The sequence below is a fragment of the Phenylobacterium sp. T106 genome, from assembly GCF_057219735.1.
The window spans coordinates 422,837-448,668 of the sequence record NZ_JBXVWA010000004.1 but is presented as its reverse complement, the minus strand read 5'-3'; the positions used below and the strand labels follow the sequence as shown (position 1 = coordinate 448,668).

The window sequence follows — 25,832 nt, the reverse complement described above, 5'->3', positions numbered from 1 at the left end:
ACCTAGAGCCCGTCGAAGAGGGCCGTGGAGATGTAGCGCTCGGCGAAGCTGGGGATGATGGCGACGACGAGCTTGCCCTTCATGTCGTCGCGGCTGGCCACGTCGAAGGCCGCCACCAGCGAGGCGCCCGACGAGATGCCGACCGGGATCCCTTCCTCGCGCGCCACCCGCCGCGCCATCTGGAAGGCGTCGTCGTTGGTGACCTGCACCACCTCGTCGATCACGCTGCGGTCGACGATCGAGGGGACGAAGCCCGCGCCGATGCCCTGGATCGGGTGCGGGCCCGGCTGGCCGCCCGAGAGCACGGGCGAGGCCTGCGGCTCGACGGCGATCATCTTCACCGACGGCTTGCGCGCCTTCAGCACCTGGCCGACGCCGGTGATCGTGCCGCCGGTGCCGACGCCGGAGATCACCGCGTCGACCGCGCCGTCCGTGTCGTTCCAGATCTCCTCGGCCGTCGAGACGCGGTGGATTAGCGGGTTGGCGACGTTGTCGAACTGCTGCGGCATCACCGCGCCGGGCGTCGCCTCGACGATCTCCTTGGCGCGGGCGACGGCGCCCACCATGCCCTTTTCACGCGGAGTGAGCTCGAGCTTCGCGCCCAGGATCACCAGCATCTTGCGCCGCTCGATGGACATGCTCTCGGGCATGACCAGGATGCACTTGTAGCCCTTGGCCGCGGCCACGAAGGCGAGCGCGATGCCGGTGTTGCCGCTGGTGGGCTCGACGATCGTGCCGCCGGGCTTCAGCACGCCCTTGGCTTCCAGGTACTCGATCATCGCCACGCCGATGCGGTCCTTCACCGAGGCGAGCGGATTGAAGAACTCGAGCTTGGCGACGACCTCGCCCTTCGGCTTCAGCGCGGCGGTCAGGTGCGGCAGCCGCACGAGGGGCGTGTCGCCGATCAGGTCGAGGACGGAATCGTGGATGCGGCCCCGCCCGGAACGGCGGTAGCGCGCGGCGTCGTAGGCCTTGTCGGGGGTGGCGTCCATGGCCGGACCTCTCGGAGCATCAAGGACCGCGACCTTAGGCCTTTGGCGGCCATTTGGAAGCGAGGACCGGGCCGATGGACGCCAGGTTTTCTAACAGGGCCCCTGGGTCGGCTTGTCCCGGCAGTTGGCCACCGGGACAGTCTTTCCCGTCGTGCCGGCCGCGTTCGTCAGGTCGATGGCCAGGGTCGGCGTCAGCCAGGCGTCATAGTCCCGCTGCAGGGCCGCGATGGTCTGGCCGGTCGCGCCCTCCACCAGGCGGACGGAGGCGGCGCCGGGGTCGGACTCGGCGCCCGGGTCGCGTCCCTGGAACGCCGCGTAGACCTTCGCCAGCAGGCCCTTTTCCTGGAGGTAGAGCGTGAAGTAGCGCGCGGTGGCGAGGTGGGCGGCCACCTCCTCGGCCGAGTACTCCTGTTCCCAGCGGTCGTCGCCCACCGCGTCGGCGCGGTCGAAGCTGAACCAGGGGCTGGCCACGAGCTTGTCGAGCTTCGGCGCCTGATGCCGCAGGTCGCGCAGCACACGGCCGCGCCAGTTGGGCAGTCCCCGGAACCCGGCGCTGTTGCGGTTCGACACCTCGTAGAGGCTGGCCAGCCCCTCATCCAGCCATTGGGGCACGTCGCCGAAGTTGGCGCGCACCAGCAGGTGGAACAGCTCGTGCAGCAGGGTGCCGCCCTGGGCGCCGCGGATCATGGCCACGGTCGAGAGGTCGTCCTGGTAGGTGTAGCCGAGCGTGGACGGGCTGACGTTCAGGCCGTGCGCCGCCTTCGCCACCCGCTGGACCGCCGCGATGTCGGGCAGCAGGTAGATGGTGATGTAGCGGTCGGGCGGCGCCATGCCGTAGGTCCGCTCGAGGAAGGTGACGTAGTCGTCGAGCATGCGGGCGAGGGTCCGAAGCTGGGCGTTGGTCTGACCCGCGGCGACCACGAACGCGAAGCGGCCGAGCGGGCGGACCGTCGCGCCGGGCGGCGCCAGCGGCGCGAGGGCGCGGCGGATGGCGTCCGGCTCGCCCAGCGGGACGAGCCGCGCGGCCAGCTCTTCCGGCGGGATCGGACGCTCCTGGCGGGCGGGGTAGGCCGCGGCCGCCTGGCCGTCCTGGCCCAGCATGTAGAACAGCTTGCCGCGCGCGGTTGCGCCGGCGCGGACCAGCTGGTCCAGCCCCGAACGGGCGCTCACCGACATCGGCGCCGGCTGGGCGGCGCCGAGGCAGAGGTCGCGTTCGGCGAGCACCTGCCGCCGGCTCTGGGCCGACAGGGCGTAGGCGTAGAGGATGTAGTTCAGCGTGTTGGCGCCCCAGCCGCGGCGGGCGGCGATGCGGCAGGCGCTGGTTCCCAGCATGTAGTCCACGTCGGCCGTGCGGCCGAACGGCTCCCGCCGAAAATCGTAGAGCAGGGGATAGGCGTTGGGATAGCGCGCCCCCAGCCAGTGGCCTCGCCCTTCCGAATAGAGCGGCGAGCGCTGGGCCACCGCCGGCTCGGCGCCGGCCAGGCCGAGGATGAGCGCCGCAGCCGCGGCGACGAACGCGCGTGTCATGGGACTTCCTTTCCGAACAGCTCCTCCTCCTTCGCGGCCAGCGCCGCGGGATCGGTGAGCGGCGCAGGCGGCGGAAGCTCGGCGGCGGGGCGCTGGGCGCCGGCCACGTAGATCGGCGCGTCCGAGGTGCTGAACTCGAAATCCACCGTGAGCGTGATCACCATCAGGGTCGTGCCCAGGACGGCCAGGACGATGCCGGGTGAGGACGTGGCGAGCGCGCCCTTCATGCCCGACCCCTCGGCGGACAGGCGGGTCTCGGATTCACTCAGTCGCGCCAGGATGAAGATCGACCCCGTCAGCGCCAGGATCATGCCGGTGAGGAAGCCGAGGTGGCGGGTCCAGGCGCGCAGCATCAAGGTGGCGTTCACCTGGGCGTAGCGGTGGTCGAGCGCGCTCTTCTCGAGCAGGACCAGGGTCTTCCAGCGCAGGTACTCGCCGTCGGGCGGAACGGACTTTTCGTAGGCGGCCATCGCGGCGGGGATGCGCTCGTCGGGCTGGTAGGCCACCGCGTCGCCCAGCTTGCCGAGCTGGAGCAGGGAGCTGACGAAGAAGAACAGGCCCATCAGCGAAATGGCGGTGACCAGGAACGGCAGCAGCCGCTTCTGCCAGGTCGCGCGCTCGCGCCGCTCGCTCGCCGTCTCGGCCATGACCCCTCCTGCCGGAGACGGCCATCCTAGCCCGGCTGCGCCGGAACACCAATCCAGGGTGGTTGCGAGCCAGGTGGCTCGCCCAATCCGGGCGTCTACTCGGCCGCGATGGCCGCCGGCGCGGCCAGCAGGGGCTCCAGCAGCTCGCTCGCCAGCCAGCGCACGACGGGAACGGCGACGCCGTCGCCGGCGACGTGCAGGGCCGCCGTGGCGGTGTTCGGCAGGCGGTAGTTTTCGGGCAGGCCCATGAGCCGCGCCGCCTCCCGCGGGGTCAGGAGGCGGGAGCGGACCCGGCCGCCCTCCACCACCACGATCGCCTGCCGCGAGGAGCCGCCGCGCGGCGTCCGCAGGCAGCCGGCGAGGCCGTCGAAGCGGACCTCCGCGCGCTGCACGCGCTGGCCGTCCTCGACGCGGGTCCGGCGGAAGACCGCGCCCACGGCGCGCCCGCCGCGGGCCTCCAGCCGGGCGCGGTGCAGCGGTCCCATGAGCTGGAGCAGGCGCGCGGTCTGGGCCGGCGTGTGCCAGCGGACGTCGGCGTCGGGCTCGAGCAGGGCGGCGAGGTCGGTGTTGCGCGCCGGCGGCCGGGCGAGCCGCCACCAGGCCCAGGCGGCCGCCAGCGCCTCCGGCAGCGCGGCGTGCGCGGCGCGGACCGCGCGGGTATGGAACGGGCTGTCGCCGACGAGGCCGGGCGGCGCCTCCCGGGCGGCGATCACGAACAGTCGGGGCCGCGACTGGGGAAGCCGCGTGGCAGCGTCGATCTCCAGCGCCCCGAAGCGGTAGCCGCGACGGGCCAGGGCCGCGCCCAACGCCGCGAAGTCGGCGCCCCCGCGCGAGGTGAGCAGCCCCACCACGTTCTCGATCACGATGAGCCGGGGCGCGCGGCCCTCGTCGTCCAGCGCCTCCATGAGCCGCCAGAAGCCGAAGAAGGCCGAGGACCGTCCGCCGCCGAGCCCGGCCCGCGTGCCCGCGAGGCTGAAGTCCTGGCAGGGACTGGAGGCCCAGGCGAGATCCGCGCGGCCCGGGAGGTCCCCCGCCTGCAGGGCCCACACGTCGCCTTCGCGGAAATGCCCGGCCGCGTCGGGGAAGTTGTCGCGGTAGGTGGCCGCCTTCACCGGATCGAAGTCGTTGGCGAAGGCGCAGGCCCAGTCCGCGCCCAGCCCGAGCCGCGCCATGCCGCCGCCGGCGAAGAATTCGTAGAAGGCGCGGGGCGGGCGACTCATGTGGGGTGCGAGTCTAGCCCGCCCCGCGAAGATCGGAAGGCGCAGGCCGCTGGAGGAACCTGGAGCGGCCGGCCGCCTCCGTGACGCCGGCAGGCGCTTCAGCCCCGGCCGGTCGCCGTCACGATCGCTTCGACGTCGCTAACGGCTCTGGAAACTTGCCGGTTAACGCGCGCAAGGTGGGCCATGCGTTCTCAAGCCCTCCTGCCGTTCCTCATCCTCCTCGCCGCCTGCCAGCCGCAGGATCCCAACGGCAAGCCCGCCGCGCCGCCCGCCGATGCGCCGCCCCCCGCGGCCGCGGCTGCGCCCGCGCCGGCGCCGGCCGCCATGGACATCAGCCAGCCGATCACCGCTCGCGGAACCGAGCCCTTCTGGGCCCTCGTCATCGAGGGCGGGACGCGGATGACCCTGAAACGCCCCGACCAGCCGGACCTGACCGCACAGGCGCCGGGCGCGGCGCTGAGCCCAGGCCGCGCCGTCTGGGTGGCCAAGGCGGCCGACGGCCAGCAGATCACGGTGACGCTCTACGCCAGCGACTGCTCGGACGGCATGAGCGACGCGCGCTATCCGATGGCCGCCGAGGTGGTGCTGCTGAACGAGAGCCTGCGCGGCTGCGCGGCGAAGACCGCGGAGCTGCCCCGCGGCGGCTGAGGCGGCGCTACTCGCCGATCTCGAGGGTGTCGATCTGGCCGGGCCGTTCCACACCGCCGATGTCGGGGCGGGGCATGGCGAAGCCGGCGGTGACGGCCGCGGCCGCCGCGACGGCGATGACGATCTTCAGGCGCATCGGCGTCCTCCTTCTGGAGGTTCCTGTCGTTTCGGGTCGCCAGGAAATGCAGCCGCCGTCCGCGGGTTCCGTGCCCAGGACGAGCAAGTCCGCCCTTGACCGACCGGTGCGGCAGGGCGGCAGAATGCGGAAAACACGGTACGCGACATAGGGAGCCCGGCCATGGAGAAGGCCTTCGATCTCGTCCTGCGGGGCGGCACGGTCGTGGACGGCACGGGGGCGGGCGCCTTCGAGGCGGACGTGGCGGTGAAGGACGGCGTCATCGCGGCCGTGGGTCGCGTCACCGGGTCGGGCGTCGAGGAGATCGACGCCAGGGGCCAGCTGGTCACCCCCGGCTTCGTCGACATCCACACCCACTACGACGGGCAGGCCACCTGGGACGGTCGCATGCAGCCCTCGTCGTGGCACGGCGTGACCACGGTCGTGATGGGCAACTGCGGCGTCGGCTTCGCGCCCTGCCGGCCCGACGACCACGACCTCCTGATCCGCCTGATGGAAGGGGTCGAGGACATCCCCTTCCCCGTGCTGGCCGACGGCCTGCCGTGGAACTGGGAGACCTACCCGGAGTACCTCGACCGGCTGGCCGAGCGGTCCTTCGACGTCGACATCGGCAGCCAGCTGCCGCACGCGGCGCTGCGCGTCTATGTGATGGGCCAGCGCGGGGTCGACCGCGAACCCGCCACCGAGGCCGACATCCACGCCATGGCGGCGATCGCCAAGCGGTCGATGGAGGCGGGCGCGCTGGGGTTCGGCACCTCGCGGACCCTGAACCACCGCAGCTCGGACGGCTCGCCCATCGCCACCCTGACGGCCGGCGAGGACGAGCTGACCGGCATCGCGCTCGGCATGGCGGCCGCCGGCCGGGGCGTCCTGCAGGTGGTGTCGGACTTCAACGACCCGGTCGCCGAGTTCGCCATGCTGCGGCGGATCGTCGAGCGGTCGGGCCGGCCGCTGTCGTTCTCGCTGCTGCAGAGCCCGCGCCAGCCCGAGCAGTGGCGGTACATGATGGAGCAGATGAGCGAGGCCAAGGCGGCCGGGCTCCAGATCCGGGCGCAGGTGGCGACGCGGCCCGTGGGCGTGCTCTTCGGCCTGGAGCTGACGGTGAACCCGTTCAGCTCGCATCCCAGCTACAAGGCGATCAAGGAGCTGCCGCTGGCCGAGCGGGTGGCGCGGCTGCGCGATCCCGAGTTCCGCGCCCGGCTGCTGGCCGAGGAGGCGGCGTCGAGCCAGGCCGCGGGGGCCTCGCCGATGCGCTCGTGGGACCGCTTCTACCTGCTGGGCCAGGACAGCCCCGACTACGAGCCCACGCCCGACCACTCCATCGCCGCGCTGGCGCAGCGGACCGGAAAGGCTCCGCACGAGATCGCCCTCGACCACATGCTGGACGGGGGGGCCGGCGAAGGGCGCGGCATGCTGTACCTGCCGCTGCTCAACTACGCCGACAACGGGCTCGACCACGTGTGGACCCTGCTGCAGCACGACTGCGTGGTCCCGGGCCTCTCCGACGGCGGCGCCCACGTGGGCATGATCTGCGACGGCAGCTTCCCGACCACGAACGTGGTGCACTGGACCCGCGACCGCACGCGGGGTCCGAAGCTCAGCCTCGAACACATGATCAAGGGCCAGTGCCGCGACACGGCCGAGACGGTGGGCCTCTACGACCGGGGGCTGGTGCAGCCGGGCTTCCGCGCCGACCTGAACGTGATCGATTACGGTCGCCTGACGCTGAAGGCGCCCAGCGTGGCCTACGACCTGCCGACCGGCGGACGGCGGCTGGTCCAGCGGGCCGAGGGCTACACCGCCACCATCGTGGCCGGCGAGGTCACCTACCGCGACGGAGAGCCCACGGGCGCCCTGTCCGGCCGCCTGCTGCGCGGCGCCCAGGCCGCGCCGGCGCGGATGGCGGCGGAATAGGGAGAGACGCCATGAACGCTGTGACCCCCGAGTTCCGGCCGCGCGAGCTGGAGACCGCGTGCGAGTGGACGGCCAGGGACGTGGCCGACCCGGCCGCCTGGACCGAGATCCTGTCGTCCGCCGAGGTGGACGAGCTGGAGGCGGCCGTGGCCCACGCCTCGGCGGTGTCCGACGACTGGCTGCGGATCGGCAAGGACCAGTTCCCGCTTCCGACCCTGGGCCCGCGCCTCAAGGCCATCGAGAAGGAGCTGATCGACGGCCGCGGGTTCGTGCGCATCCGCGGTCTGCCGCGCGAGCGCTGGACCAACGACCAGATGAGCCTCGCCTACTGGGGCGTCGGCATGCACCTGGGCAAGCCCTGGCCGCAGAACGCCAAGGGCCACCTGCTGGGCGACGTGACCGACCACGGCAAGGCGCCGGGCGACCCCACGTCGCGGGGCAACGAGATCGGCCTGGTCGGGCTGGACTTCCACTGCGACGGCTCGGACCTCGTGGGCCTGATGTGCCTGCAGACGGGCGTCTCCGGCGGTCTCTCCGCCGTGTGCAACTCGGTGGCGCTGCACAACCGACTGGTGCGCGAGCGCCCGGACCTCGCGGCCGAGCTCTACAAGCCGCAGCCCTTCGACTACCGCGGCGAGCAGCCGCCCGGCCGGCCGGGCTGGTACCTGATGCCGATCTTCACCGAACTGAACGGCCGCCTCTTCATCCGCCTGATCCGGCCCTACGTGCTGGCCAGCCAGCGGCATGAGGACGCCCCGCGGCTGACCCCCGCCGCGGTGGAGGCGCTGGCCTGGATGCAGGACATGGCCGAGGGCGGCGAGTACTCGGTGATCATGGAGTTCCAGCCCGGCGACATGCAGTTCATCAACAACTTCCACGTCCTGCACGGCCGCACCGCCTACGAGGACGACCGGGCCACGGGCAGGATCCGCCACCTGAAGCGCCTGTGGCTTGAGACCGAAGTGCTGGCCGAGCGGCCGGCGCAGTTCGTGAACCGGATGGGGACGCACTGGGCGCGGAACCTCACCATCAGCCGGATGGATGCCTGACCATGGGCGACCTCGTCATTCGAACCGACCGGGACGGCGCGGCGACGCTCACCCTGAACCGGCCCGACAAGCTGAACGCCCTGAACGTGGCGCTCTTCCAGGAGCTGGATGCGGCCGTGCGCCGGCTGGCCGGCGAGACCGAGACGGTCGGGCTGGTGATCGTGCGCGGCGCCGGACGCTGCTTCTGCGCGGGGCACGACCTGGCCGACATCGCCGCCGGCGAGAAGCTGCCCGAGCCGTTCTACCAGTCGAAGGTCATCGAGCGGCTGGCCAACCTGCCGCAGCCGGTGATCAGCGCGGTGCACGGCCACTGCTACACCGGGGGGCTTGAGCTCGCGCTGGCCGGCGACCTGATCTTCGCCGCCGAGGGCGCCCGCTTCGCCGACACCCACGCCAAGTGGGCGCTCACGCCGGTCTGGGGCATGAGCCAGCGCCTGCCGCGGCGAGTGGGAACCTATCGCGCCCGCGAGCTGATGTTCACCTGCCGGACGGTGATGGGCCCCGAGGCGCTGTCGCTGGGGCTCGCGGACTTCTGCGTCCCCGACGCCGAATTCGACGCCCGGCTGGACGAGCTCTGCGGCCAGATCCTCGCCAATTCGTGGTTCAGCCACCGGGCCAACAAGCGGCTGCTGGTCGAGACCGACGGCATGACCCAGTCCGAGGGCCTGGCCCACGAGATCTTCCGCGGCGCCGGACGCGGCCCCGACATGGAAGCGCGCATCGCGGGCTTCCAGAACAAGACGGTGAAGCAGGCGTAAGGCTCGGGCCTTCGCCCGCCGACAGGTCCTAGGCGCGCTTCTTCGCAGCGGGCTTCTTCGCCGCTGGCTTCTTCGCCGAGGCCTTCTTCGCCGGCGCCTTGCGGACGGCGGCGCTTCGGGCCGGGGGCTTGCGGCGCTCGCCGCCCTGACCCAGGCTGCGCTTCAGGGCCTCCATCAGGTCGATGACCTCGGCCTCGCGGGGCTCCTCGACCTTCTCGACGCCTTGGCCCTTCTCCTTCTGCCGGATCAGGTCGCGGAGCGCGTCCTCGTAGCGGTCGTTGAACTTCGAGGTGTCGAAGGGGCCCCCGAGCTGGCCGATGATCTTCCCGGCGATCTCGACCATGGCGGCGGGCGGCTTCTCGTCCGGGATGCGGTCGAACACCTCCCCCGCGTCGCGCACCTCGCGGTTCGAACGGATGGTGTAGGCGAGGATGCCCCGGTCGCGCGGCTCCAAGGCGATCAGCCGCTCGCGCTGGTGCATGACCAGGCGCCCGAGCGCGATCTTGCCGGCCTTGCGCATGGACTCGCGGATGACCGAGAACGCCTCCACCGCCATGTCCCCGTCGGGCGTCAGGAAATAGGGGTCGTTCCAGTACAGCCGGTCGATCTCGGACTCGTCCACGAAGCGTTCGATGTCGAGCGTGCGCGTGGTCTCCAGCCGGACGTTCCTGATCTCCTCGTCGGTGACCACGACGTAGTGGCCCTTGGAGACCTCGTAGCCCTTCACGATGTCGGCGCGGTCGACGGGGCCCGTCTCCGGATCGGTGGGGATCATCCGGATGCGGTTCATCGTCTCCTTGTGCAGCATGTTGAACTGCACGTCCCCGGAGCGCGCCGTGGCCGTGTAGAGCGCCACGGGGCAGCTCACGAGCGAGAGGCGCAGGTAGCCCTGCCAGGTCGGACGGGTGGCCATGGGAGACTCCGAATTTGCGGAGTCGGGAACGCGGCCGGGGCGACTCGGTTCGGCGGGTGTCTGCCCACGAAACGACGTCAGCGCGGCCCCACCTCGCGTTCGGCGGCGTCCAGCTCGGCCTTGCGGAAATTCGTGCGGACCCCGCCCGGCGAGCCGAACTCCATGAGGCGGTCGCCGCGCGGGTCATAGGCGGGCCATTCCGCGCAGGGCGCGCCGGATCTCGCGAAGGTCACCCAGCAGCCGTGCATCAGCGTCGCCATGGCCCGGTCCTCGGCGCTGACGGCGCTCATGGGCGTGCGCCGGCCCCAGTACTCGAAGACGTACTGGATCTCGGCCGCGTGCGCGGCGCGGGTCATCTGCGGGCGGAAGCGGCTGCCCACATACGAGAAGTGGTAGAGCCACGCGGGCGCGCCGGCCGACGCCTTGCCGGCGATCCACCGCGCCGGGGCGCCGAAGACCCGGTCGGTGAAGCGGTCGCGGTCCTGGACGGTGCGCAGGCCGCCGGCGAGCGGACCGCCGAACGCGACGGAGTCCTCGCCCGAGTTCCAGCCGATGATCAGCGGGACGTCGGCCGCCCGGCCGGCGGCGATGGCCTGGGCCGCCGTCTCCCTGAGCGTGCGGCCGTCGGGCGAGGGGTTGTACTCGGCCGACAGGGGGGTGAGCCGCTCGAAGGGCAGCGCGCGCAGGTCCGACCCCGAGGCGCCCGGCGTCGCGCCGGCCTTCTCGAGCAGGGCCACGCCTTCCGCTTCGGCCTGGGCGCGCGTGCGCGGGGGCGACCAGCCGCCGCCGGACTGGACCACCGCCTTGTGGAACAGTCCGCGCGCGCCCGGCGCCGCCAGCAGCGCCAGCACGCTGGCCCCGCCCGCCGACTCCCCGAAGATGGTCACGTTCCGCGGGTCGCCGCCGAACGCCGCGATGTTGCGCCGGACCCACTTCAGCGCCGCGATCTGGTCCATCAGGCCGAAATTTGCGTCGGGGCCCAGGGCGGGATGCGCGAGGTAGCCCAGCGCCCCCAGGCGGTAGTTGATCGACACCAGCACCACGCCGTCGCGCGCGAAGTTCTGGCCGTCGTAGACCCAGCCCGCCCCCACCCGATGGCCCCCGCCGTGGATCCACACCATCACGGGCGCCCTGCGCGCCGACTTCGGCGCGAAGACGTAGAGCTGCAGGCAATCCTCCGAGACGGGCCCGTTCGCGCCGCCGAAGGCGTTGGGCGTGCCGTCGGCGTTCATGGGCTGCGGACACGACGGGCCGTTCTTCGTGGCGTCGCGCTCGCCCTTCCAGCGCGCCGGCGGCTGCGGCGGGCGCCAGCGAAGGGGCCCGACCGGCGGGGCCGCGTAGGGGACGGCGCGGAACACATGGGCCCGCTCCGTGGCCTCGCCGGCCACGACGCCCGCCTCGGTGCGCGCCGACGGCGCCTGCGCCCAGGCCGCCTGTCCGGCCATGAGGAGCGCCGCCGCGACCCCCAGGAACATCCGCATCGCCCGCCTCCGCTCCGACTGCACCGAGTTTAGACCGGTCTTGCGCCGGCGTCGCAACCGCCCCCCTTTCCCGCCCCGCGGCCCCGGTCCAAAGTCCCGCCCCGGTAAGCGTCGACACTCACGCCCGCGCGGGTGCGAGCCCGGCGGCGTCAGGGGACAGTCTCTTGCTTCAGCGTACCTTCTGGCTCTCCACGGCGGCCTGCATCGCCCTGGCCCTCCCGGCCGCGGCCCAGGCGCCGCCCGCGAGCCCGGCCCGGCCCGAAGCCCCGCCGAACACCGTGGGCGAGGTCAGGGTCGAAGGGACCGCGCCGCCGGTGCGCACCTCGATCGACCGCCAGAGCTATTCGGTCACCAACGACCTGCAGGCGACTGCGGGCTCGATCAGCGACGCCCTGCGCAACGTCCCCTCGGTGGAGGTCGACGTGAACGGCAACGTCAGCCTGCGAGGCGATCCCAACGTCACCATCCTGATCGACGGCAAGCCCTCGGGCCGGTTCCGCGGCGAGGGCAAGGGCCAGGCCCTGCAGAGCCTGCCCGCCAGCCAGATCGACCGCGTGGAAGTGATCACCAACCCCTCGGCCGCCTTCAACCCCGAGGGCAGCGCCGGGATCATCAACCTCGTCACGCGCAAGAGCGCCCCGCCCGGGCTCGGCGGCAGCGTGCGGGCGAACGTGGGCTCGGGCGGCCGCCAGAACGGCGGCCTCAACCTCACGCGCAAGGCGGGGCCCGTCACCCTCAACGGCGGCCTCTATCTGCGGCATGACTCCCTGCAGCAGACGTTCCGCAGCGACCGCCGGTTCCAGGATCCGCTGGCGCCCGGCGACATAACCCAGACGCTGCGGATGGGCAGCGCGGGGACCGTGAACGTGGCCGGGGTGCGGGCCGGGCTGGACTACGACCCGGACCCGAAGACCCGGATCAGCCTCGAGCTCGACTACAGCGGCGTGACCTTCGCCACGGACCTGCTCGAGAACCTGCGGCAGACCACGGCCGCCGGCGCGACGCGGGCGGACTACGACAACAGCGCCGGCCTGAGGCAGGACCGGGACAGCCTGGAAGGCCAGGTGAGCTATCGGCGCAAGTGGGCCGAGGATCATGAGTTCACGGCCAGCCTGTCGCGCGAGCGCAACGACGAGGACCGCACGCGCCCGATCCTGCGCACCTTCCGCACGCCGGCCACGGGCCCGGTGTTCGAGCTCAGCGACAACCGCAACCGCTTCTGGAACACGCGACTGAAGGCCGACTATTCCCGGCCCACGCCCGGCGAGGGCAAGCTGAAGCTCGGCTATGCCTGGGATTCCGATGACAACGACTATCGGCTGCTCTTCATCCGTGGACCCGGAACAGGCCCCTACGTCATCGATCCGGCGCGCTCGAACCTCTTCCGCTTCGACCAGCAGGTGCACGCCGCCTACGTCACCTACGAGCGGCCCCTGGGCGACCTGACCGCGCTCGCCGGCCTTCGCGCCGAGGCCACGCTGATCGATCTCGACCAGCCGACCCAGGGCGTGCGCGCCTCGAACGACTATGTCCGGCTCTATCCCAGCCTGCACCTCAGCCATCAGCTCAGCGAGGCCCAGCAGCTGAAGGCGAGCTACTCGCGGCGCGTCCAGCGGCCGCAGGCGCAGGACTACAATCCGTTCCTGGTCTACGTGAACCCGACGAACCGGTTCCAGGGGAACCCCGACCTCAGGCCGCAGGTCACGGACTCGTTCGAGGCCGGCTACCAGTACCGCAAGCAGGGGACGATCCTGCTCGCCACGGGCTACTACCGGCGCACCCGCGACGGCGTGAACGACGTCTACCGCGACCTGGGCGGCGGCGTGATCCTGCAGTCGAAGGCCAACGTCGGGCGGGCCCAGAGCGCCGGGGTCGAGCTGGTCGCCAACGGTCGGCTGCCGGGGCGCGTCACCTACAACGTCAGCGGCAATGCGCTCTGGAACGAGATCGACGCCCGGGACCTGGGGTTCGGCGCGGGCGTCCGCTCGGCCTACACGGTCTTCGGCCGCGCCTCGCTGAGCTGGCAGGCGACGGACAAGGACTTCCTGCAGCTGCAGGGCTTCATGAACGGCAAGCAGCTCCTGTCGCAGGGCTACCGCAAGCCGCAGGGCGGCCTGAACCTGGGCTACCGGCGCAAGTTCAACGACCAGCTGTCGGGTGTCGTGACCGTGCAGGACCTGCTGAACACCCAGGGCTTCTCGACGGTGATCGACACGCCGCTCTTCCGCGAGCGGAGCCGCGGAGAGTCGGGCAACCGCGCGGTGCTGGTGGGCTTCACCTACACCTTCGGCGGCCGCCAGCGCGACCAGGGCTTCGACTTCGGCGGCCCGGGTCCCTCCTGAGCCGCGGCCGCGCCCTTCCGGAGCCTGCGGCGAGACCGGGACGACAGCGTTTGAGATCGGGGAAACGCCGGCCCGTCAGTGGAAATCGCGGCTGCGGATGAGGCGGCCGGTGACGTTGGAGCGGACGGCGATCCTGGCTTCGTCGTCGCGCAGCTCCGAGAGCCGGGCCGAGAGGTCGGTGAAGCGCTGCGCCACCAGGTGGACGACGCCGTCGACGCTCTGCACCTGGCCGTGGACGACCAGGAACGCGGCGCTCATCACGGTCCTGCGGTTCGCCTCGAAGGCGTCGCGCCAGACGACGACGTTGGCGATCCCCGTCTCGTCCTCCAGAGTCATGAAGACGACGCCCTTCGCGGTCCCAGGCCGCTGGCGCACCAGGACGAGGCCGCCCACGGCCAGGCGGGTGCGGTCGCGCACCGACACCAGCGTGGCGCACGTCACCACCCGCTGCCGGGTCAGATCGGCGCGATAGAAGCTGACCGGGTGCGCCTTCAGCGACAGGCTGGTGGTGCGGTAGTCCTCGGCCACGTTCTGCGGCAGGCTCATGAAGGGCAGCTCGACCTGCGCCTCCTTCAGGCTCTGGCGCAGGAGCAGCGGCGCGGTCCGCTCGGCCCCCCATTCGGGCGACAGCCCCTTCACCGCCCACAGCGCGTCGCGCCGGGTGTAGCCCAGGCTCGCGAAGGCGTCGGCCTCGGCCAGCAGCTCCAGCGCCCGGCGGCTGAGGCGGCCCTGCCGGGCGAAGGCCTCGATGGTGTCCGCGCCCGCCGCCCGGGCGGCCACCAGCGCCTCGGCGTCGTCCTGGCGGAAGCCCTTGATCTCGCGCAGGCCCAGGCGCACGGGGCGCAGCCTCTCGCGCGGATCGTCCTTGGCCTCGAGCGTGCAGTCCCAGTCGCTGAAGCCCACGTCCGGCGGCCGCACCTCGACGCCGTGCTCGCGGGCGTCACGGACCAGCTGCGCCGGCTGGTAGAACCCCATGGGCTGGCTGTTGAGCAGGCCCACCAGGAAGGCGTCGGGGTGATGGCGTTTCACCCAGGCCGAGGCGTAGACCAGGATCGCGAAGCTGATGGCGTGGCTTTCGGGGAAGCCGTAGCTGCCGAAACCCTCGATCTGCTTGAAGCAGCGCTCGGCGAACTCGCGGTCGTAGCCGCGCCGCACCATGCCCTCCACGAACCGGACGCCGTACTCGCCCACCGTGCCCATGTTGCGGAAGGTGGCCATCGAGCGGCGCAGGCCGTCGGCGTCGTTGTCCGAGAACTCGGCTCCCACGATGGCCACGCGCATGGCCTGCTCCTGGAACAGCGGCACCCCGAAGGTCTTGCCCAGGATCGATTCCATCTCGTCCTGCGGATACCCGGGGCCCGGCCGCGGATAGGTGACGGGCTCGATCCCCTGCCGGCGTTTCAGGTACGGGTGCACCATGTCGCCCTGGATCGGGCCCGGCCGGACGATCGCCACCTCGATGACCAGGTCGTAGAACTTCCGCGGCCTCAGGCGCGGCAGCATCGACATCTGGGCGCGGCTCTCCACCTGGAACACGCCCACGGAGTCGGCCTTGCAGAGCATGTCGTAGACCGCCGGGTCCTCCTGCGGGACGTGGGCCACGTCGGTGACGAAGCTGCCGTCCGGCAGCGGCGGCAGGAGGTCGAAGCTCTTCTTCAGCGCCGTCAGCATGCCCAGGGCCAGCACGTCGACCTTCATCAGCGCGAGGGCGTCGATGTCGTCCTTGTCCCATTCGATGAAGGTGCGGTCGGGCATGGCGGCGTTGCCGATGGGGACGGTCTCGTCCAGCCGCCGCTTGGTGAGGACGTAGCCGCCCACGTGCTGCGACAGGTGCCGCGGGAAGCCCAGCAGCTCCTGCGCCAGCGCCGTGGCGCGGCGGATCTCGGGCGCGTCGGGATCGAGGCCGCACTGGCGGATGTGCGCGTCGGGCACGCCGTCGCCGTAGGAGCCCCAGACGGTCCCGGCCAGGGCGGCGGTGATGTCCTCGGTGAGGCCGAGCGCCTTGCCCACCTGGCGGATGGCCATGCGCGGGCGGTAGTGGATCACCGTCGCCACGATGGCCGCGCGGTGGCGGCCGTAGCGGCGGTAGACGTACTGCATCACCTCCTCGCGCCGCTCGTGCTCGAAGTCGACGTCGATGTCGGGCGGTTCGCCGCGGTTCTCCGAGATGAAGCGCGAGAACAGGAGGTCCTGGTCGGGCTTGGTGGGATCGACCGAGGTGATGCCCAGGCAGAAGCAGACGCAGGAATTGGCCGCCGAGCCGCGTCCCTGGCACAGGATGTCCTGCTCGCGCGCCCAGGCGACGATGTCGTGCACCGTCAGGAAGTAGTTCGGGTAGTCGAGCTTCTCGATCAGGTCGAGCTCGTGGGCGACCACCTTGCGCACCTTCTCGGGCACGCCGGCGGGATAGCGCCACGCCGCGCCGGCCCAGGCCAGGTCGCGCAGGTGCTGGATGGCGGTCTTGCCCGGCGGCACCGGCTCGTCCGGGTATTCGTAGCGGAGCTGGGAGAGGTCGAAGCCGATCCGTTCGGCGATCTCGACGCTGCGCTCGGCCGCGCCCGGGAACTTCGCGAACAGGCGCGCCATCTCGTCCGGCGTCTTCAGGTGGCGCTCGGCGTTGGCGAGCAGGCGCAGGCCGGCCTCGTGGACGGTGCAGGTCTCTCGGATGCAGGTGAGCACGTCCTGCAGCGGCCGCCGCTCGGGGCCGTGGTAGAGGACGTCGTTGGTGGCCACCATGGGCGCGCCCGTGCGGTCGGCCAGGGCCGCCAGCCGCGACAGCCGCTGCAGGTCGCGCGCGCCGTAGCGCCGGGCCGCGGCCAGCCAGACGTCGGGCAGCGCGCGGGCGATCCCGCGCAGGCGATCCTCGAAGGCGGCGTCCAGGCGCTCGGGCGGGACCACGAGGACGAGCTGGCCCTCGGCCTCCTGCATGAAGTCCGCCCAGTGCAGCTCGCACTCGCCCTTGGCCGACCGCATCTGTCCGGCGGTGAGGACCCGGGTGAGCCGTCCGTAGGCCTCGCGGTCGGACGGATAGACCAGCAGGCTGGGCGCGCCGTCGGCGAAGTCGAGGCGGCAGCCGGTGAGCGCGCGGACGGACGAGCCCTGCTTGCGCAGGTCCTCCTGCTGGCGCCAGGCGCGCACGACGCCGGCCAGGCTGTTGCGGTCGCAGATTCCCACCGCGTCCAGCCCCAGCGCCTGGGCGCCCACGACCAGCTCCCACGGATGCGAGGCGCCCTGCAGGAACGAGAAGTTCGAGGTGGCCTGCAGCTCGACGTAGCGGGTCATGGGGCCGCGCCTTCCATGCGGCTGTCGGCCCGGTTTCGCGCAGCCAAAACCGGGATGACAGCAGGATGTGGAGGCCGCGTCACGGAAACAGCCCGTGGAGCCACCACTTCGCGGGCTCGCCGGCGTGGTAGAGGCCCGAGCGGAACAGCCAGAAGCGGCCGCCCTCGGCGTCCTCCACCCGGTAGTAGTCGCGCACGTGGCGGACCGAGACGTCGCCGATGTCCTGCTTCCACCATTCCTGGGCGATGCGCTCGGGCCCCTCCGCCCGTCGGATGCGGTGCAGGCGGCCGCGCCAGCGGAACTGGCTGGGCGGGTCGTCGGGGGTCAGCGCGATCACGGCCTCCAGCGGCTCGGGCTGGCGGAAGAGGCGCACGGGGCGCGGCGTCTCGCGGTCCCAGGGCCGGGCCTCGGCGGGCCTCTCCAGGGGCAGGTCGCGGCCGGCGGACAGCTCGGGCACATGGCTCTCGCGCGGGCGGACCCGGAACACCCGCGTAGGGCCGAGGCGGTTCACCAGCCGGTCCACGAGGGGCGCGAGGCCGTCCTCGACCGCGGGGTCCTGGCCCGCGTCCAGCCGCGCCTGCCGACCCGAGACCGCCTCGACGGCGTAGGCGCAGATCGTCACCGACTCCACGCCGAAGCCGGGATCGACCGTCTCGAGCTTGGGCTGGAAGAGCCGCGCGATGCGCTTCGCGTCGCGGCCCGCCAGCGACAGGCCCACGGCCACGGACGGCGCCTTGCCGTCGACGCGGTGGAAGGCGACCTCGAAGCGCCGCGCGCCGCGGCCCTCCCGTTCCAGCCGCGCGCAGAGCTTCGCGGTCACGTCCTGCGTCACCCGGGCCATGTCCTCGGGCGCGCTGATCGGCTCGAAGAACGCCAGCCGCGCCACCCAGGGCGTCGGCGGGCGGCGGAAGGCCAGCGCCTCGGCGCCGCGGCCCAGGGCCTGGTCCAGCCGCTCCAGGACGTGGCGGCCGAACCGGCGGCCGAGCGGCGCGCGCGGGATCTCCATCAGCTGGCCCACCCGGCGCAGGCCCAGCCGGGCGATCTGGGCGGCCGCCTCGGGCTCGAGCCGCAGCGCCTGGGGCGGCAGGGGCGCGAGCAGCTCGCCCTGGCCGTTCGGCGGTGCGATGGTCCCGTCCGCGCCATGGTGGGCCAGGGCCCAGGCGGCGCCGGGCGTGTCGGCGATGGCGAGCCGGAACGGCAGGCCGTTGGCCGCCAGGCGGCTCCGGAGGTCGTCCATCAGCTCGGCCTCGCCGCCCCACAGATGCGCCACGCCCGAGATGTCGAGGAAGACCCCGTCCGGCGCGTCGGCCGCCGCCGCGGGCGAGAAGCGCACGCACCAGTCGACCAGCTCGCGCAGAGCCTGGGCGTCGGCCTGCGGCTCGGCGTCGGCGACCTGCAGCTCGGGGACCAGGGCGGCCGCGTCGGTCGCCTTCTGCCCCACGTGCAGTCCCAGCGCCGCGGCCTCGCAGGACACCGCCGCCAGCCGGCGCGCCTGCTTCACCGTCTCCACGAGCGCGAAGGGGGCAGGCGATGAGGACGTCCCGCCGGCGCCGGGCTGGGCCGCGTCAGGCTGCGCGGCGACGGTCTGCGGGTTGCGCCGGCGCCAGTTCGCGATCGCCCAGGCGGGCGACCAGGCGCAGAGGATGCGCGACATCGCCTGCCTCCCAGGAATAGGCCGCATCGGCCTCGAGGATCCATGCGCCGGGACGTCCCCCGCGGCAGCGCTCCAGCGCCACTTCGAACCGTGGGGGGCCCAGCCCGAACTCGCCCGGCGGCGGTTCCGATCGGGCCGACGCCACCCTCCAGCGACTGGCGGCCACCGAGCCGGCGCGTTCGACCTTGGCCGGCCCGCCGAACGGCCGGCGCTTGATGACGAAGCCCGTCGACCCGCGCCGCTCGCAGGCCAGCTGCAGCCGCCGGCCCGCCGTCAGGTCCACGGCCTCCACCTCGCCGAACACCGCCGCGACGCCCGCGGTGGCCAGCGCGTCCTCCATCACCGCCAGCACCTCGGCCTCGTCGCGGGCGCAGACCTGGATCAGGCGCTCGGGCGGAAAGCCCAGGCCGTCGAGGCCCGGCGCCCAGAGGTCGTCGCGCCGGAAGACCCAGACCGCCTCGCCGCCCTTGGCGAGCGGAGCCGCCGCCAGGGCCGCGAACCCCGCCGGCGCCGCGGAGGTTTCGGCTTCCAGACCCGGCCCGACGATCTCGTGCCAGCGCCCCAGCGAGAGGCCGCCGCCCGGCAGGCAGCCGTCGATCTCGGTCGCTCCGAAAGGCAGCGCGCCGGCCGCCGCGCGCCCGCCCGTCTCGAGCGCCGCGACCTTCGCCCGGATCGCGGCGAGCTTCTGGCCGCGAAAATCGGACATGGCTTCGGGACTCCTTTTGTTCCACTTTCGTTCTAGGCCTGAGAACGCCGGAGTCAAGGCTCGGGTTCGAGGCCGCGGCTCATCGAGATTCCCGTCCGGGGGATGTCGGCCTAGGCTCGCCGCGAACGTCCTTGAAGTGGGAGGTTCCGCATGACCGACGCCATTCGACTGCTGATCGGGACGCGAAAGGGCGCCTGGATCTACGAGAGCCGCGACCGGGCGGCCTGGTCCGTGGAAGGCCCCCTGTTCCTGGGCCAGATCATCAACCACTTCGTCCAGGACCCGCGCGATCCCGGCGTCCTGCTGATGGCCGCCTCGACGGGCCACCTCGGGCCCACCATCCTGCGCTCGACCGACGGCGGGAAGAGCTGGACCGAGGCCAGGACGCCGCCGGCCTTCCCGAAGGGCGAACCGCACGGGCGCTCCGTGGACCACTCGTTCTGGCTGGAGCCCGGACACGCCTCCGAGCCCGGCGTCTGGTGGGCGGGCGTCTCACCGCCGGCCCTCTTCCGCAGCGGGGACGGCGGCGACACATGGGCGGGCGTCGACGGCCTGAACCAGCACCCCATGGTCATGGAATGGTTCCCCCCGGAAGGCGGCACGCCGGACGGCGCGATCCTCAACCAGGTGGTGATCGACCCCCGCGACGCGCGGCACATGTACCTGGCCACGTGCTCGGCCGGCGTGCTCGAGACCCTGGACCAGGGCCGCACCTGGCGCCCGTTGAACCAGAACGTCCGCTGCGACTTCCTGCCCGACCCCTATCCGGAGTTCGGCCAGGACAGCCACTACATCGCGCTGGCGCCCACCGACCCTGATCGCATCTGGCAGCAGAACCATTGCGGGATCTACCGCCTGGACCGCCCCGGGGAGCGCTGGACGCGGATCGGTGAAGCCATGCCGCCGGACGTCGGCGACATCGGCTTCACCATCATCCCCCACGCCCGCGACCGCGACACCGCCTGGGTCTGGCCGATGGACGGGACCGAGGCCTGGCCGCGCACCAGCCCGGGCGGACGACCCGCCGCCTACCGCACCCGCGACGGCGGCGCGTCGTGGGAGCGGCAGGACCGGGGCTTCCCCGCCGCGCAGGGCTGGTTCACCGTCAAGCGCCAGGCGTTCTGCGGGGACCGCGGCGACCCCATGGGCCTCTACATCGGCACGACGGGGGGCGAGATCTGGATGAGCGGCGACGAGGGCGGGAACTGGCGGCAGATCGCAGCCCATCTTCCCGAGATCTACTCGGTGACGGTCGCCACCGGCTCATGATCCGCGTCTCCATCCCCTCGCAGCTCATCGCCTACACGAACGGCGCGACCCGCGTGGAGGCCGAGGGGGCGTCCGTGGCCGAGGTGCTGGACGACCTCGACCGGCGCTTTCCCGGCCTGAAGTTCCGCGTGGTGGACGAGCAGGACCGCATCCGCCGGCACGTCCGGATCTTCGTCGGCCCGGAGGAGGCGAAGACCGTAGACGTACCGGTCGGTACCGGCGCCGAAGTCCTGCTCTTCGGCGCCCTCAGCGGCGGCTAGAACTTCAGGACGCGGGCTTCCTTCACGTGCGGAAGGCCCTGAATCTTGCCCAGCAGCTTGCCGTCGGGCTCCTGGTCCACGCCCACCAGCGCGATCGCGTCGTCGCCGGCGTCGATGCGGCCCAGGTTGAAGGTGGCGATGTTCACGCCCGCCTCGCCCAGCAGGCCGCCCAGCGCGCCGATGAAGCCCGGCTTGTCCAGGTTGTTCACATAGAGCATGCGCGGCAGGAACGGGGCGTCGAGCTCCATGCCCTTCACCTCGACGATGCGCGGCGCGCCGGCCATGACCGAGCCCGCGAACGAGCGCTTGCCCTTCTCGGTCTGGACGGTGATCCGCATCAGGCTCTCGTAGATCGGCGAGTCCTCCTGGCGGCTTTCCGAGACCGTGATGCCGCGCTCCTTCGCCACCGCCGGCGCCGAGACCATGTTGATCTCGGCCAGCATGGGCCGCATCACGCCGGCCAGGGCGGCGGCGCTCATGGGCTTGGTGTTGAGCTTGGAGATCTCGCCCTCGAAGGCGATGTCCACGGCCTTGATCCCGTAGTCGAGCATCTGCCCAGCCAGCGAGCCCAGCTTCTCGGCCAGCGCCACGAACGGCTTCAGGCGCGGCGCCTCCTCGGCGGTGACCGAGGGGCTGTTCAGGGCGTTGGTGACGGCGCCGGTGAGCAGGTAGTCGCTGATCTGCTCGGCGACCTGCAGGGCCACGTTCTCCTGCGCCTCGTTCGTCGAGGCGCCGAGGTGCGGGGTGGCCACGAAGTTGGGCGCGCCGAACAGGACGTTCTCCTTGGCCGGCTCCTTCACGAAGACGTCGAAGGCCGCGCCGCCCACGTGCCCGCTCTCCAGGGCCGCGCGCAGGGCCTCTTCGTCGACGAGGCCGCCGCGGGCGCAGTTGATGATCATCACGCCCTTGCGGCACTTGGCGATGTTCTCGGCCGACAGGATGTTGCGGGTCTTGTCGGTGAGGGGCGTGTGCAGGGTGATGAAGTCGGCGCGCGCCAGCAGGTCGTCCAGCTCGACCTTCTCGACGCCCATCTCCACGGCCCGCTCCTCCGAGAGGAAGGGGTCGTAGGCGATGACCTTCATCTTCAGGCCCAGCGCGCGGTCGGCGACGATGCCGCCGATGTTGCCGGCGCCGATCAGACCCAGGGTCTTGGCGTAGAGCTCGACGCCCATGAACCGGCTCTTCTCCCACTTGCCGGCCTGGGTGGAGGCGTCGGCGGCGGGGAGCTGGCGGGCCAGCGCGAACATCATGGCGATGGCGTGCTCGGCGGTGGTGATGGAGTTTCCGAACGGGGTGTTCATCACCACGACGCCGGCGGCGGTGGCGGCCGGGATGTCGATGTTGTCGACGCCGATCCCGGCGCGGCCGATCACCTTCAGGTTCTTGGCGGCGGCGATGACGTCCTTGTTGGGCTTGGTGTCCGAGCGGACGACGAGGCCGTCATAGTCGCCGATGACGGCGATCAGCTCCTCCTTGGAGAGGCCGGTCTTGATGTCGGTGTCGACGCCGCGCTGGCGGAAGATGTCGACGGCGGCGGGGCTGAGGCTGTCGGCGATGAGAACGCGGGGCATGAGAGTGCTCCTGTGGAAGCGCGCTCCCGGCCGGGCCGGGAGGCTCGATGTCGATGGATGAAGGCCGCGCTGGCGGCTCAGGCGGCGAGGAGTTCGGCGGCGACGGAGGCGAAGGCCCAGTCGAGCCACGGCGTGAGCGCGTCCACGTCGGACGTCTCGACCGTGGCGCCGCACCAGATCCGCAGACCGGGCGGGGCGTCGCGATAGCCGCCGATGTCGAGGGCGACGCCCTCCTTCTCGAGCAGCGAGGCCAGCTTCTTGGCGAAGTCGGCCTGGGCGTCGTCCGAGAGGCCGGCGATCCGCGGATCCACGACCTTCAGGCACACCGAGGTGTTGGACCGCGTGGCCGGATCCTCGGGCAGGAACTCCACCCAGGGGGTCTTGGCCACCCAGTCGGCCAGGATCGCAAGGTTCGCGTCGGCGCGGCGGCGCATCTCGGCCAGTCCGCCGATCGCCTCGGCCCACTTCAGGGCGTCGACGGCGTCCTCGACGCACAGCATGGACGGCGTGTTGATGGTCGAGCCCTCGAAGATCTCGAGGTTGACCTTGCCGCCCTTGGTCATGCGGAAGAGCTTCGGCATCGGCCAGGCCGGCGTGTAGCTCTCGAGGCGCTCGACCGCGCGCGGGCCCAGGATCAGGACGCCGTGCGCGCCTTCCCCGCCCAGGGCCTTCTGCCAGGAGAAGGTCACCACATCGAGCTTGGCCCAGTCGAGCGCCTGGGCGAACGCCGCCGAGGTGGCGTCGCAGATGACGATCCCCTCGCGGTCGGCCGCGATGAAGTCGGCGTTCGGCACGCGAACGCCCGAGGTGGTGCCGTTCCAGGTGAAGACCAGGTCGGCGTCCTTGCGCACCTTGGCCAGGTCGGGCAGCCGGCCGTACGGCGCGGACAGGACCTCGGCCTCGATCTTGAGCTGCTTGGTGACGTCGGTCACCCAGTCCTTGCCGAAGCTCTCGAAGGCCAGGAGCTGGACCGGCTTCGGCCCCAGCATCGACCACATGGCCATCTCGACGGCGCCGGTGTCGGAGCCGGGCACGATGCCGATCAGGAAGTCGTCCGGGACCTGCAGCACGGCGCGCGTGCGGTCGATCGCTTCCTTCAGGCGCGCCTTGCCCAGCTTCGACCGGTGCGATCGGCCGAGGACGGCGTTGGCGAGCGTTTCGGGGTTCCATCCGGGGCGCTTGGCGCACGGGCCGGACGAAAATTCAGGGCGAGCCGGGCGCATGGCCGGCTTCGGCAGGGTGTTCACAGCGATGTCTCCTATCCTCGCAGATAGGCAGCGCCCCGTTGGGAGGGCGTGGCCCGCGGGCCAAAAGCCTCGGTTTGCGCCGCGGCGCAAGCGAAAGTTCGTTCACGAAACCTGAAGCGCGGCCATTTGCGCCGCCGCCGCCCGCGGCGGGGTGGCGGCGGCTACGACGATGTGATCCAAGCCCGCATGCAATCGCGCGCGGGCTTCGACTGGGCGGTGATGGCCCTGCTCGTGGCCATCTGGGGGTCCGGCTTCGCCTTCCTGAAGGTGGCCACCGAGCACATCGATCCGCTCTGGACCTCGGCCATCCGCACGGGCGTGGCGACGCTGACGCTCGCCGTGGCCCTGGTCGTGAAGGGCGATCGGTTGCCGCCGCTCCGGCACCCGGCGTGGCGGGCCTACCTGTTCCTGGGCGCGGTCGGCATGGCGATCCCGCTGGGCTTCTTCGCCTATGCGTCGCAGCGCACGCCCAGCGCCGTGGTGGCCATCTGCAACGGCGCCTCGCCCATCTTCACCGGCGTGCTCGCCCATATCTTCCTGGCCGGCGATCGCCTGACGCCGCGCAAGACGCTGGGGATCGCGATCGGCTTCGCGGGCCTCGTGGCCCTGGTCGCGCCGCGCCTCGCGGCGGGCGCGTCCGTCGAGGCGCTGGCGCTGTCGGCGGCGCTGTTCGGATCGCTGCTGTACGCGATCGCCAACGTGGCCACGCGCACGGCGCCGCATGTGTCGGCCTCGGTGGGCGCGCTGATGATGGTGGGGTGGGCGTTCGTGGTCGCCATCGGCCTGGCGGCGGCGTTCGAGGCGCCGCCGGCCTGGCCCATCCCGACGCCGTCGCTGGCCGCCGTGCTCGTCCTGGGCGCGGTGTCCACCGGCCTCTCGAACATCGGCTACGTCTTCCTCGTCCAGCGGCGAGGACCGCTGTTCATGTCGATGTCGATCTATCTCGCGCCCTGCATCGCCACGGCCCTGGGGATGGCGATGCTGGGCGAGCGGCCCGGGTGGCCGGCGTTCGTGGCGCTGGGCTTGATCCTCGCGGGCGTCGCACTGGCGACGATGACGCCACGGTGGCCGGCGCGGTCGTGAGGACGGAGCGCCGCGGGCGTTCCAGGCGGCGTCAGGCCGCGTCCTGCTGCGCCAGCTGGGTCGCCCGTGCGCGGGCGCGCCGGACGCGCGCGCGCCAGGAGGTCGCCGTGCCGATGATCAGGCACCACACGACCCCATTCCAGTTGATGTTGTTGATGAGCGCGATCCAGTAGTCGACCGGCCGCTCCATCACGATCAGGTACGAATGCAGGGCGAACTGCGCGGCGTAGAAGAGCATCGCGCCGCCCATCCAGGGCGCGCCGAAGCGGAGGGTGATCGCCAGCAGGGCCAGCGCGGCCAGGCCGTCGTTGCCCAGGCGGACGACCTCCCCGAGGTCGGCGAGGTGCCGGCCGGCGAGATAGCCGACGGCGACGTTGACGATCACGACGCCTGCGGCCAGGCGTTCGGCGGCGCCGCCCTTCCAGAAGGCGAAGATCCCGGCGAAAACCGAGAAAGCCTGAAGGGCCAGGTAGAGCAGATGCCCGGACATGATCAAGCGCCCCTAATGCACACCAGGGGCGCCCAACCAGTTAAAGTCTTGCAACGATCGGTCGCGCGACCGGCCTAGCGGCCGATCAGCCGACCTCGCGCATCGTCGTGACGGAGTGGTCGACCGCTTGCGGCGGCTTTTCCATGTTGTCCATCTTCGTACGGATGCCGAGGCGGAGCTTGGCCTCGTTGAGCTCGGTATGGACAGCGACCATGGCGGTGCGAGCTTCGCTCAGCGCCTTGATGGCTTCCATCATCTTGACCTGCACGTCGTCGGCGAAGACCAGCGACGCGTTCACGTCCTTGCGGGCCTTCAGCATTTCGCTGAGCAGCTCGGCGGCCTCAACCATAGCACCGTCCACCGCCGCTTCGGTGATGAACAGCTTCTTGGCCACGCGCTGGGCCACGAAGACCTTTTCCATTGATTGCACCCCTAGAGTTGACCCGACACTCGTTAAGGTAAAGCAGAGGTTACCGCACACGCAACCGATTCAGTGGTTGTTAACCATAATTTTGCCCGCGCAGGGTTGTGCCGTGGCCGAAATGGCACAGCTTTGCCGCCGTTGGCATGGCCGGGCGGCGCCCACGCTGGGTTGCAGTTTGGCCCACGGAAGCGAAGCGTTAGGACTCGGCGCGCTAAGACG

At 71.8% G+C, this 25,832-nt stretch carries 22 protein-coding genes; 8 read left to right on the top strand and 14 right to left on the bottom strand.

The features are described from left to right. Positions 1 to 2: 2 nt before the first annotated feature. The 4 genes from cysK to AC2D8W_RS12455 all read right to left on the bottom strand — a co-directional run bounded on the left by cysK (position 3) and on the right by AC2D8W_RS12455 (position 4,386). On the bottom strand, positions 3 to 992 hold the full coding sequence (gene cysK, locus AC2D8W_RS12470; RefSeq protein WP_484671800.1) for a cysteine synthase A: 990 nt from the start codon (positions 990 to 992) through the stop codon (positions 3 to 5). A gap of 90 nt (positions 993 to 1,082) precedes the next feature. Next, the gene (locus AC2D8W_RS12465; protein WP_484671799.1) at positions 1,083 to 2,519 is read right to left on the bottom strand and encodes a hypothetical protein; all 1,437 of its coding nucleotides are present in this window, start codon (positions 2,517 to 2,519) and stop codon (positions 1,083 to 1,085) included. Next, positions 2,516 to 3,166 (bottom strand): hypothetical protein, encoded by a 651-nt coding sequence (locus AC2D8W_RS12460; protein WP_484671798.1) that lies wholly within the window; start codon positions 3,164 to 3,166, stop codon positions 2,516 to 2,518. The genes AC2D8W_RS12465 and AC2D8W_RS12460 overlap by 4 nt, the downstream gene beginning before the upstream one ends. Positions 3,167 to 3,261: 95 nt before the next feature. Continuing rightward, complete coding sequence (locus tag AC2D8W_RS12455) at positions 3,262 to 4,386, bottom strand: DNA cytosine methyltransferase (protein ID WP_484671797.1); 1,125 nt, start codon at positions 4,384 to 4,386, stop codon at positions 3,262 to 3,264. A gap of 183 nt (positions 4,387 to 4,569) precedes the next feature. Here AC2D8W_RS12455 and AC2D8W_RS12450 point away from each other — a divergent pair, with 183 nt between their 5' ends. Continuing rightward, entirely contained in the window at positions 4,570 to 5,034 is a 465-nt protein-coding gene (locus AC2D8W_RS12450; RefSeq protein ID WP_484671796.1) for a COG3650 family protein, read from the top strand. Positions 5,035 to 5,041: 7 nt separating this feature from the next. Here AC2D8W_RS12450 and AC2D8W_RS12445 read toward each other — a convergent pair whose 3' ends face one another. Beyond that, a complete protein-coding gene (locus AC2D8W_RS12445) occupies positions 5,042 to 5,170 on the bottom strand; it encodes a hypothetical protein (RefSeq protein WP_484671795.1) in 129 nt (42 codons plus the stop codon). A gap of 162 nt (positions 5,171 to 5,332) precedes the next feature. Here AC2D8W_RS12445 and AC2D8W_RS12440 point away from each other — a divergent pair, with 162 nt between their 5' ends. Genes AC2D8W_RS12440 through AC2D8W_RS12430 form a run of 3 tightly spaced genes read left to right on the top strand, consistent with a single transcriptional unit; the run spans position 5,333 to position 8,891 of the window. Next, entirely contained in the window at positions 5,333 to 7,084 is a 1,752-nt protein-coding gene (locus AC2D8W_RS12440) for an N-acyl-D-amino-acid deacylase family protein (RefSeq protein ID WP_484671794.1), read from the top strand. 11 nt (positions 7,085 to 7,095) lie between these two features. Then, the gene (locus tag AC2D8W_RS12435) at positions 7,096 to 8,133 is read left to right on the top strand and encodes a TauD/TfdA family dioxygenase (protein WP_484671793.1); all 1,038 of its coding nucleotides are present in this window, start codon (positions 7,096 to 7,098) and stop codon (positions 8,131 to 8,133) included. Positions 8,134 to 8,135: 2 nt separating this feature from the next. Then, positions 8,136 to 8,891 carry an enoyl-CoA hydratase/isomerase family protein gene (locus AC2D8W_RS12430; protein ID WP_484671792.1) on the top strand — a complete coding sequence of 252 codons (756 nt, stop codon included), beginning with the start codon at positions 8,136 to 8,138 and terminating at the stop codon, positions 8,889 to 8,891. A 28-nt stretch (positions 8,892 to 8,919) separates the two neighbouring features. Here AC2D8W_RS12430 and ku read toward each other — a convergent pair whose 3' ends face one another. Further along, a complete protein-coding gene (ku, locus tag AC2D8W_RS12425; protein ID WP_484671791.1) occupies positions 8,920 to 9,804 on the bottom strand; it encodes a non-homologous end joining protein Ku in 885 nt (294 codons plus the stop codon). A 77-nt stretch (positions 9,805 to 9,881) separates the two neighbouring features. Next, a complete protein-coding gene (locus tag AC2D8W_RS12420; protein WP_484671790.1) occupies positions 9,882 to 11,285 on the bottom strand; it encodes a carboxylesterase/lipase family protein in 1,404 nt (467 codons plus the stop codon). Between the two features lie 164 nt (positions 11,286 to 11,449). On the opposite strand from AC2D8W_RS12420, the gene AC2D8W_RS12415 reads away from it, so the two are divergent. Beyond that, positions 11,450 to 13,627, top strand: a complete 2,178-nt coding sequence (locus AC2D8W_RS12415; protein WP_484671789.1) for a TonB-dependent receptor domain-containing protein — start codon at positions 11,450 to 11,452, stop codon at positions 13,625 to 13,627. 75 nt (positions 13,628 to 13,702) lie between these two features. Here the strand turns inward: AC2D8W_RS12415 and AC2D8W_RS12410 are convergent, their stop codons facing one another. The 3 genes from AC2D8W_RS12410 to AC2D8W_RS12400 all read right to left on the bottom strand — a co-directional run bounded on the left by AC2D8W_RS12410 (position 13,703) and on the right by AC2D8W_RS12400 (position 19,269). Next, positions 13,703 to 16,909 carry an error-prone DNA polymerase gene (locus tag AC2D8W_RS12410; protein WP_484671788.1) on the bottom strand — a complete coding sequence of 1,069 codons (3,207 nt, stop codon included), beginning with the start codon at positions 16,907 to 16,909 and terminating at the stop codon, positions 13,703 to 13,705. Positions 16,910 to 16,988: 79 nt separating this feature from the next. Next, entirely contained in the window at positions 16,989 to 18,563 is a 1,575-nt protein-coding gene (locus tag AC2D8W_RS12405) for a DUF6504 family protein (protein ID WP_484671787.1), read from the bottom strand. Continuing rightward, positions 18,475 to 19,269: an ImuA family protein gene (locus AC2D8W_RS12400; RefSeq protein WP_484671786.1), complete on the bottom strand. Its 795-nt coding sequence runs from the start codon at positions 19,267 to 19,269 to the stop codon at positions 18,475 to 18,477. Before AC2D8W_RS12400 ends, AC2D8W_RS12405 begins: the two co-directional genes overlap by 89 nt. A gap of 150 nt (positions 19,270 to 19,419) precedes the next feature. Between AC2D8W_RS12400 and AC2D8W_RS12395 the strand changes: the two genes are divergently transcribed. Both AC2D8W_RS12395 and AC2D8W_RS12390 read left to right on the top strand, forming a co-directional pair. Further along, entirely contained in the window at positions 19,420 to 20,538 is a 1,119-nt protein-coding gene (locus tag AC2D8W_RS12395; protein WP_484671785.1) for a WD40/YVTN/BNR-like repeat-containing protein, read from the top strand. Then, on the top strand, positions 20,535 to 20,798 hold the full coding sequence (locus tag AC2D8W_RS12390) for a ubiquitin family protein (protein WP_484671784.1): 264 nt from the start codon (positions 20,535 to 20,537) through the stop codon (positions 20,796 to 20,798). Before AC2D8W_RS12395 ends, AC2D8W_RS12390 begins: the two co-directional genes overlap by 4 nt. Here AC2D8W_RS12390 and serA read toward each other — a convergent pair. Both serA and AC2D8W_RS12380 read right to left on the bottom strand, forming a co-directional pair. Further along, positions 20,795 to 22,369, bottom strand: coding sequence for a phosphoglycerate dehydrogenase (gene serA, locus AC2D8W_RS12385; RefSeq protein WP_484671783.1), 1,575 nt, complete (start codon positions 22,367 to 22,369; stop codon positions 20,795 to 20,797). The two genes, AC2D8W_RS12390 and serA, sit on opposite strands and share 4 nt — an antisense overlap. A 77-nt stretch (positions 22,370 to 22,446) precedes the next feature. Beyond that, on the bottom strand, positions 22,447 to 23,616 hold the full coding sequence (locus AC2D8W_RS12380) for a phosphoserine transaminase (protein ID WP_484671782.1): 1,170 nt from the start codon (positions 23,614 to 23,616) through the stop codon (positions 22,447 to 22,449). Positions 23,617 to 23,802: 186 nt separating this feature from the next. On the opposite strand from AC2D8W_RS12380, the gene AC2D8W_RS12375 reads away from it, so the two are divergent. Then, positions 23,803 to 24,699, top strand: a complete 897-nt coding sequence (locus AC2D8W_RS12375; protein ID WP_484671781.1) for a DMT family transporter — start codon at positions 23,803 to 23,805, stop codon at positions 24,697 to 24,699. Between the two features lie 31 nt (positions 24,700 to 24,730). Here AC2D8W_RS12375 and AC2D8W_RS12370 read toward each other — a convergent pair whose 3' ends face one another. Further along, on the bottom strand, positions 24,731 to 25,189 hold the full coding sequence (locus AC2D8W_RS12370) for a hypothetical protein (protein ID WP_484671780.1): 459 nt from the start codon (positions 25,187 to 25,189) through the stop codon (positions 24,731 to 24,733). Positions 25,190 to 25,274: 85 nt separating this feature from the next. Continuing rightward, on the bottom strand, positions 25,275 to 25,610 hold the full coding sequence (locus AC2D8W_RS12365) for a hypothetical protein (RefSeq protein WP_484671779.1): 336 nt from the start codon (positions 25,608 to 25,610) through the stop codon (positions 25,275 to 25,277). Positions 25,611 to 25,832 lie beyond the last annotated feature (222 nt).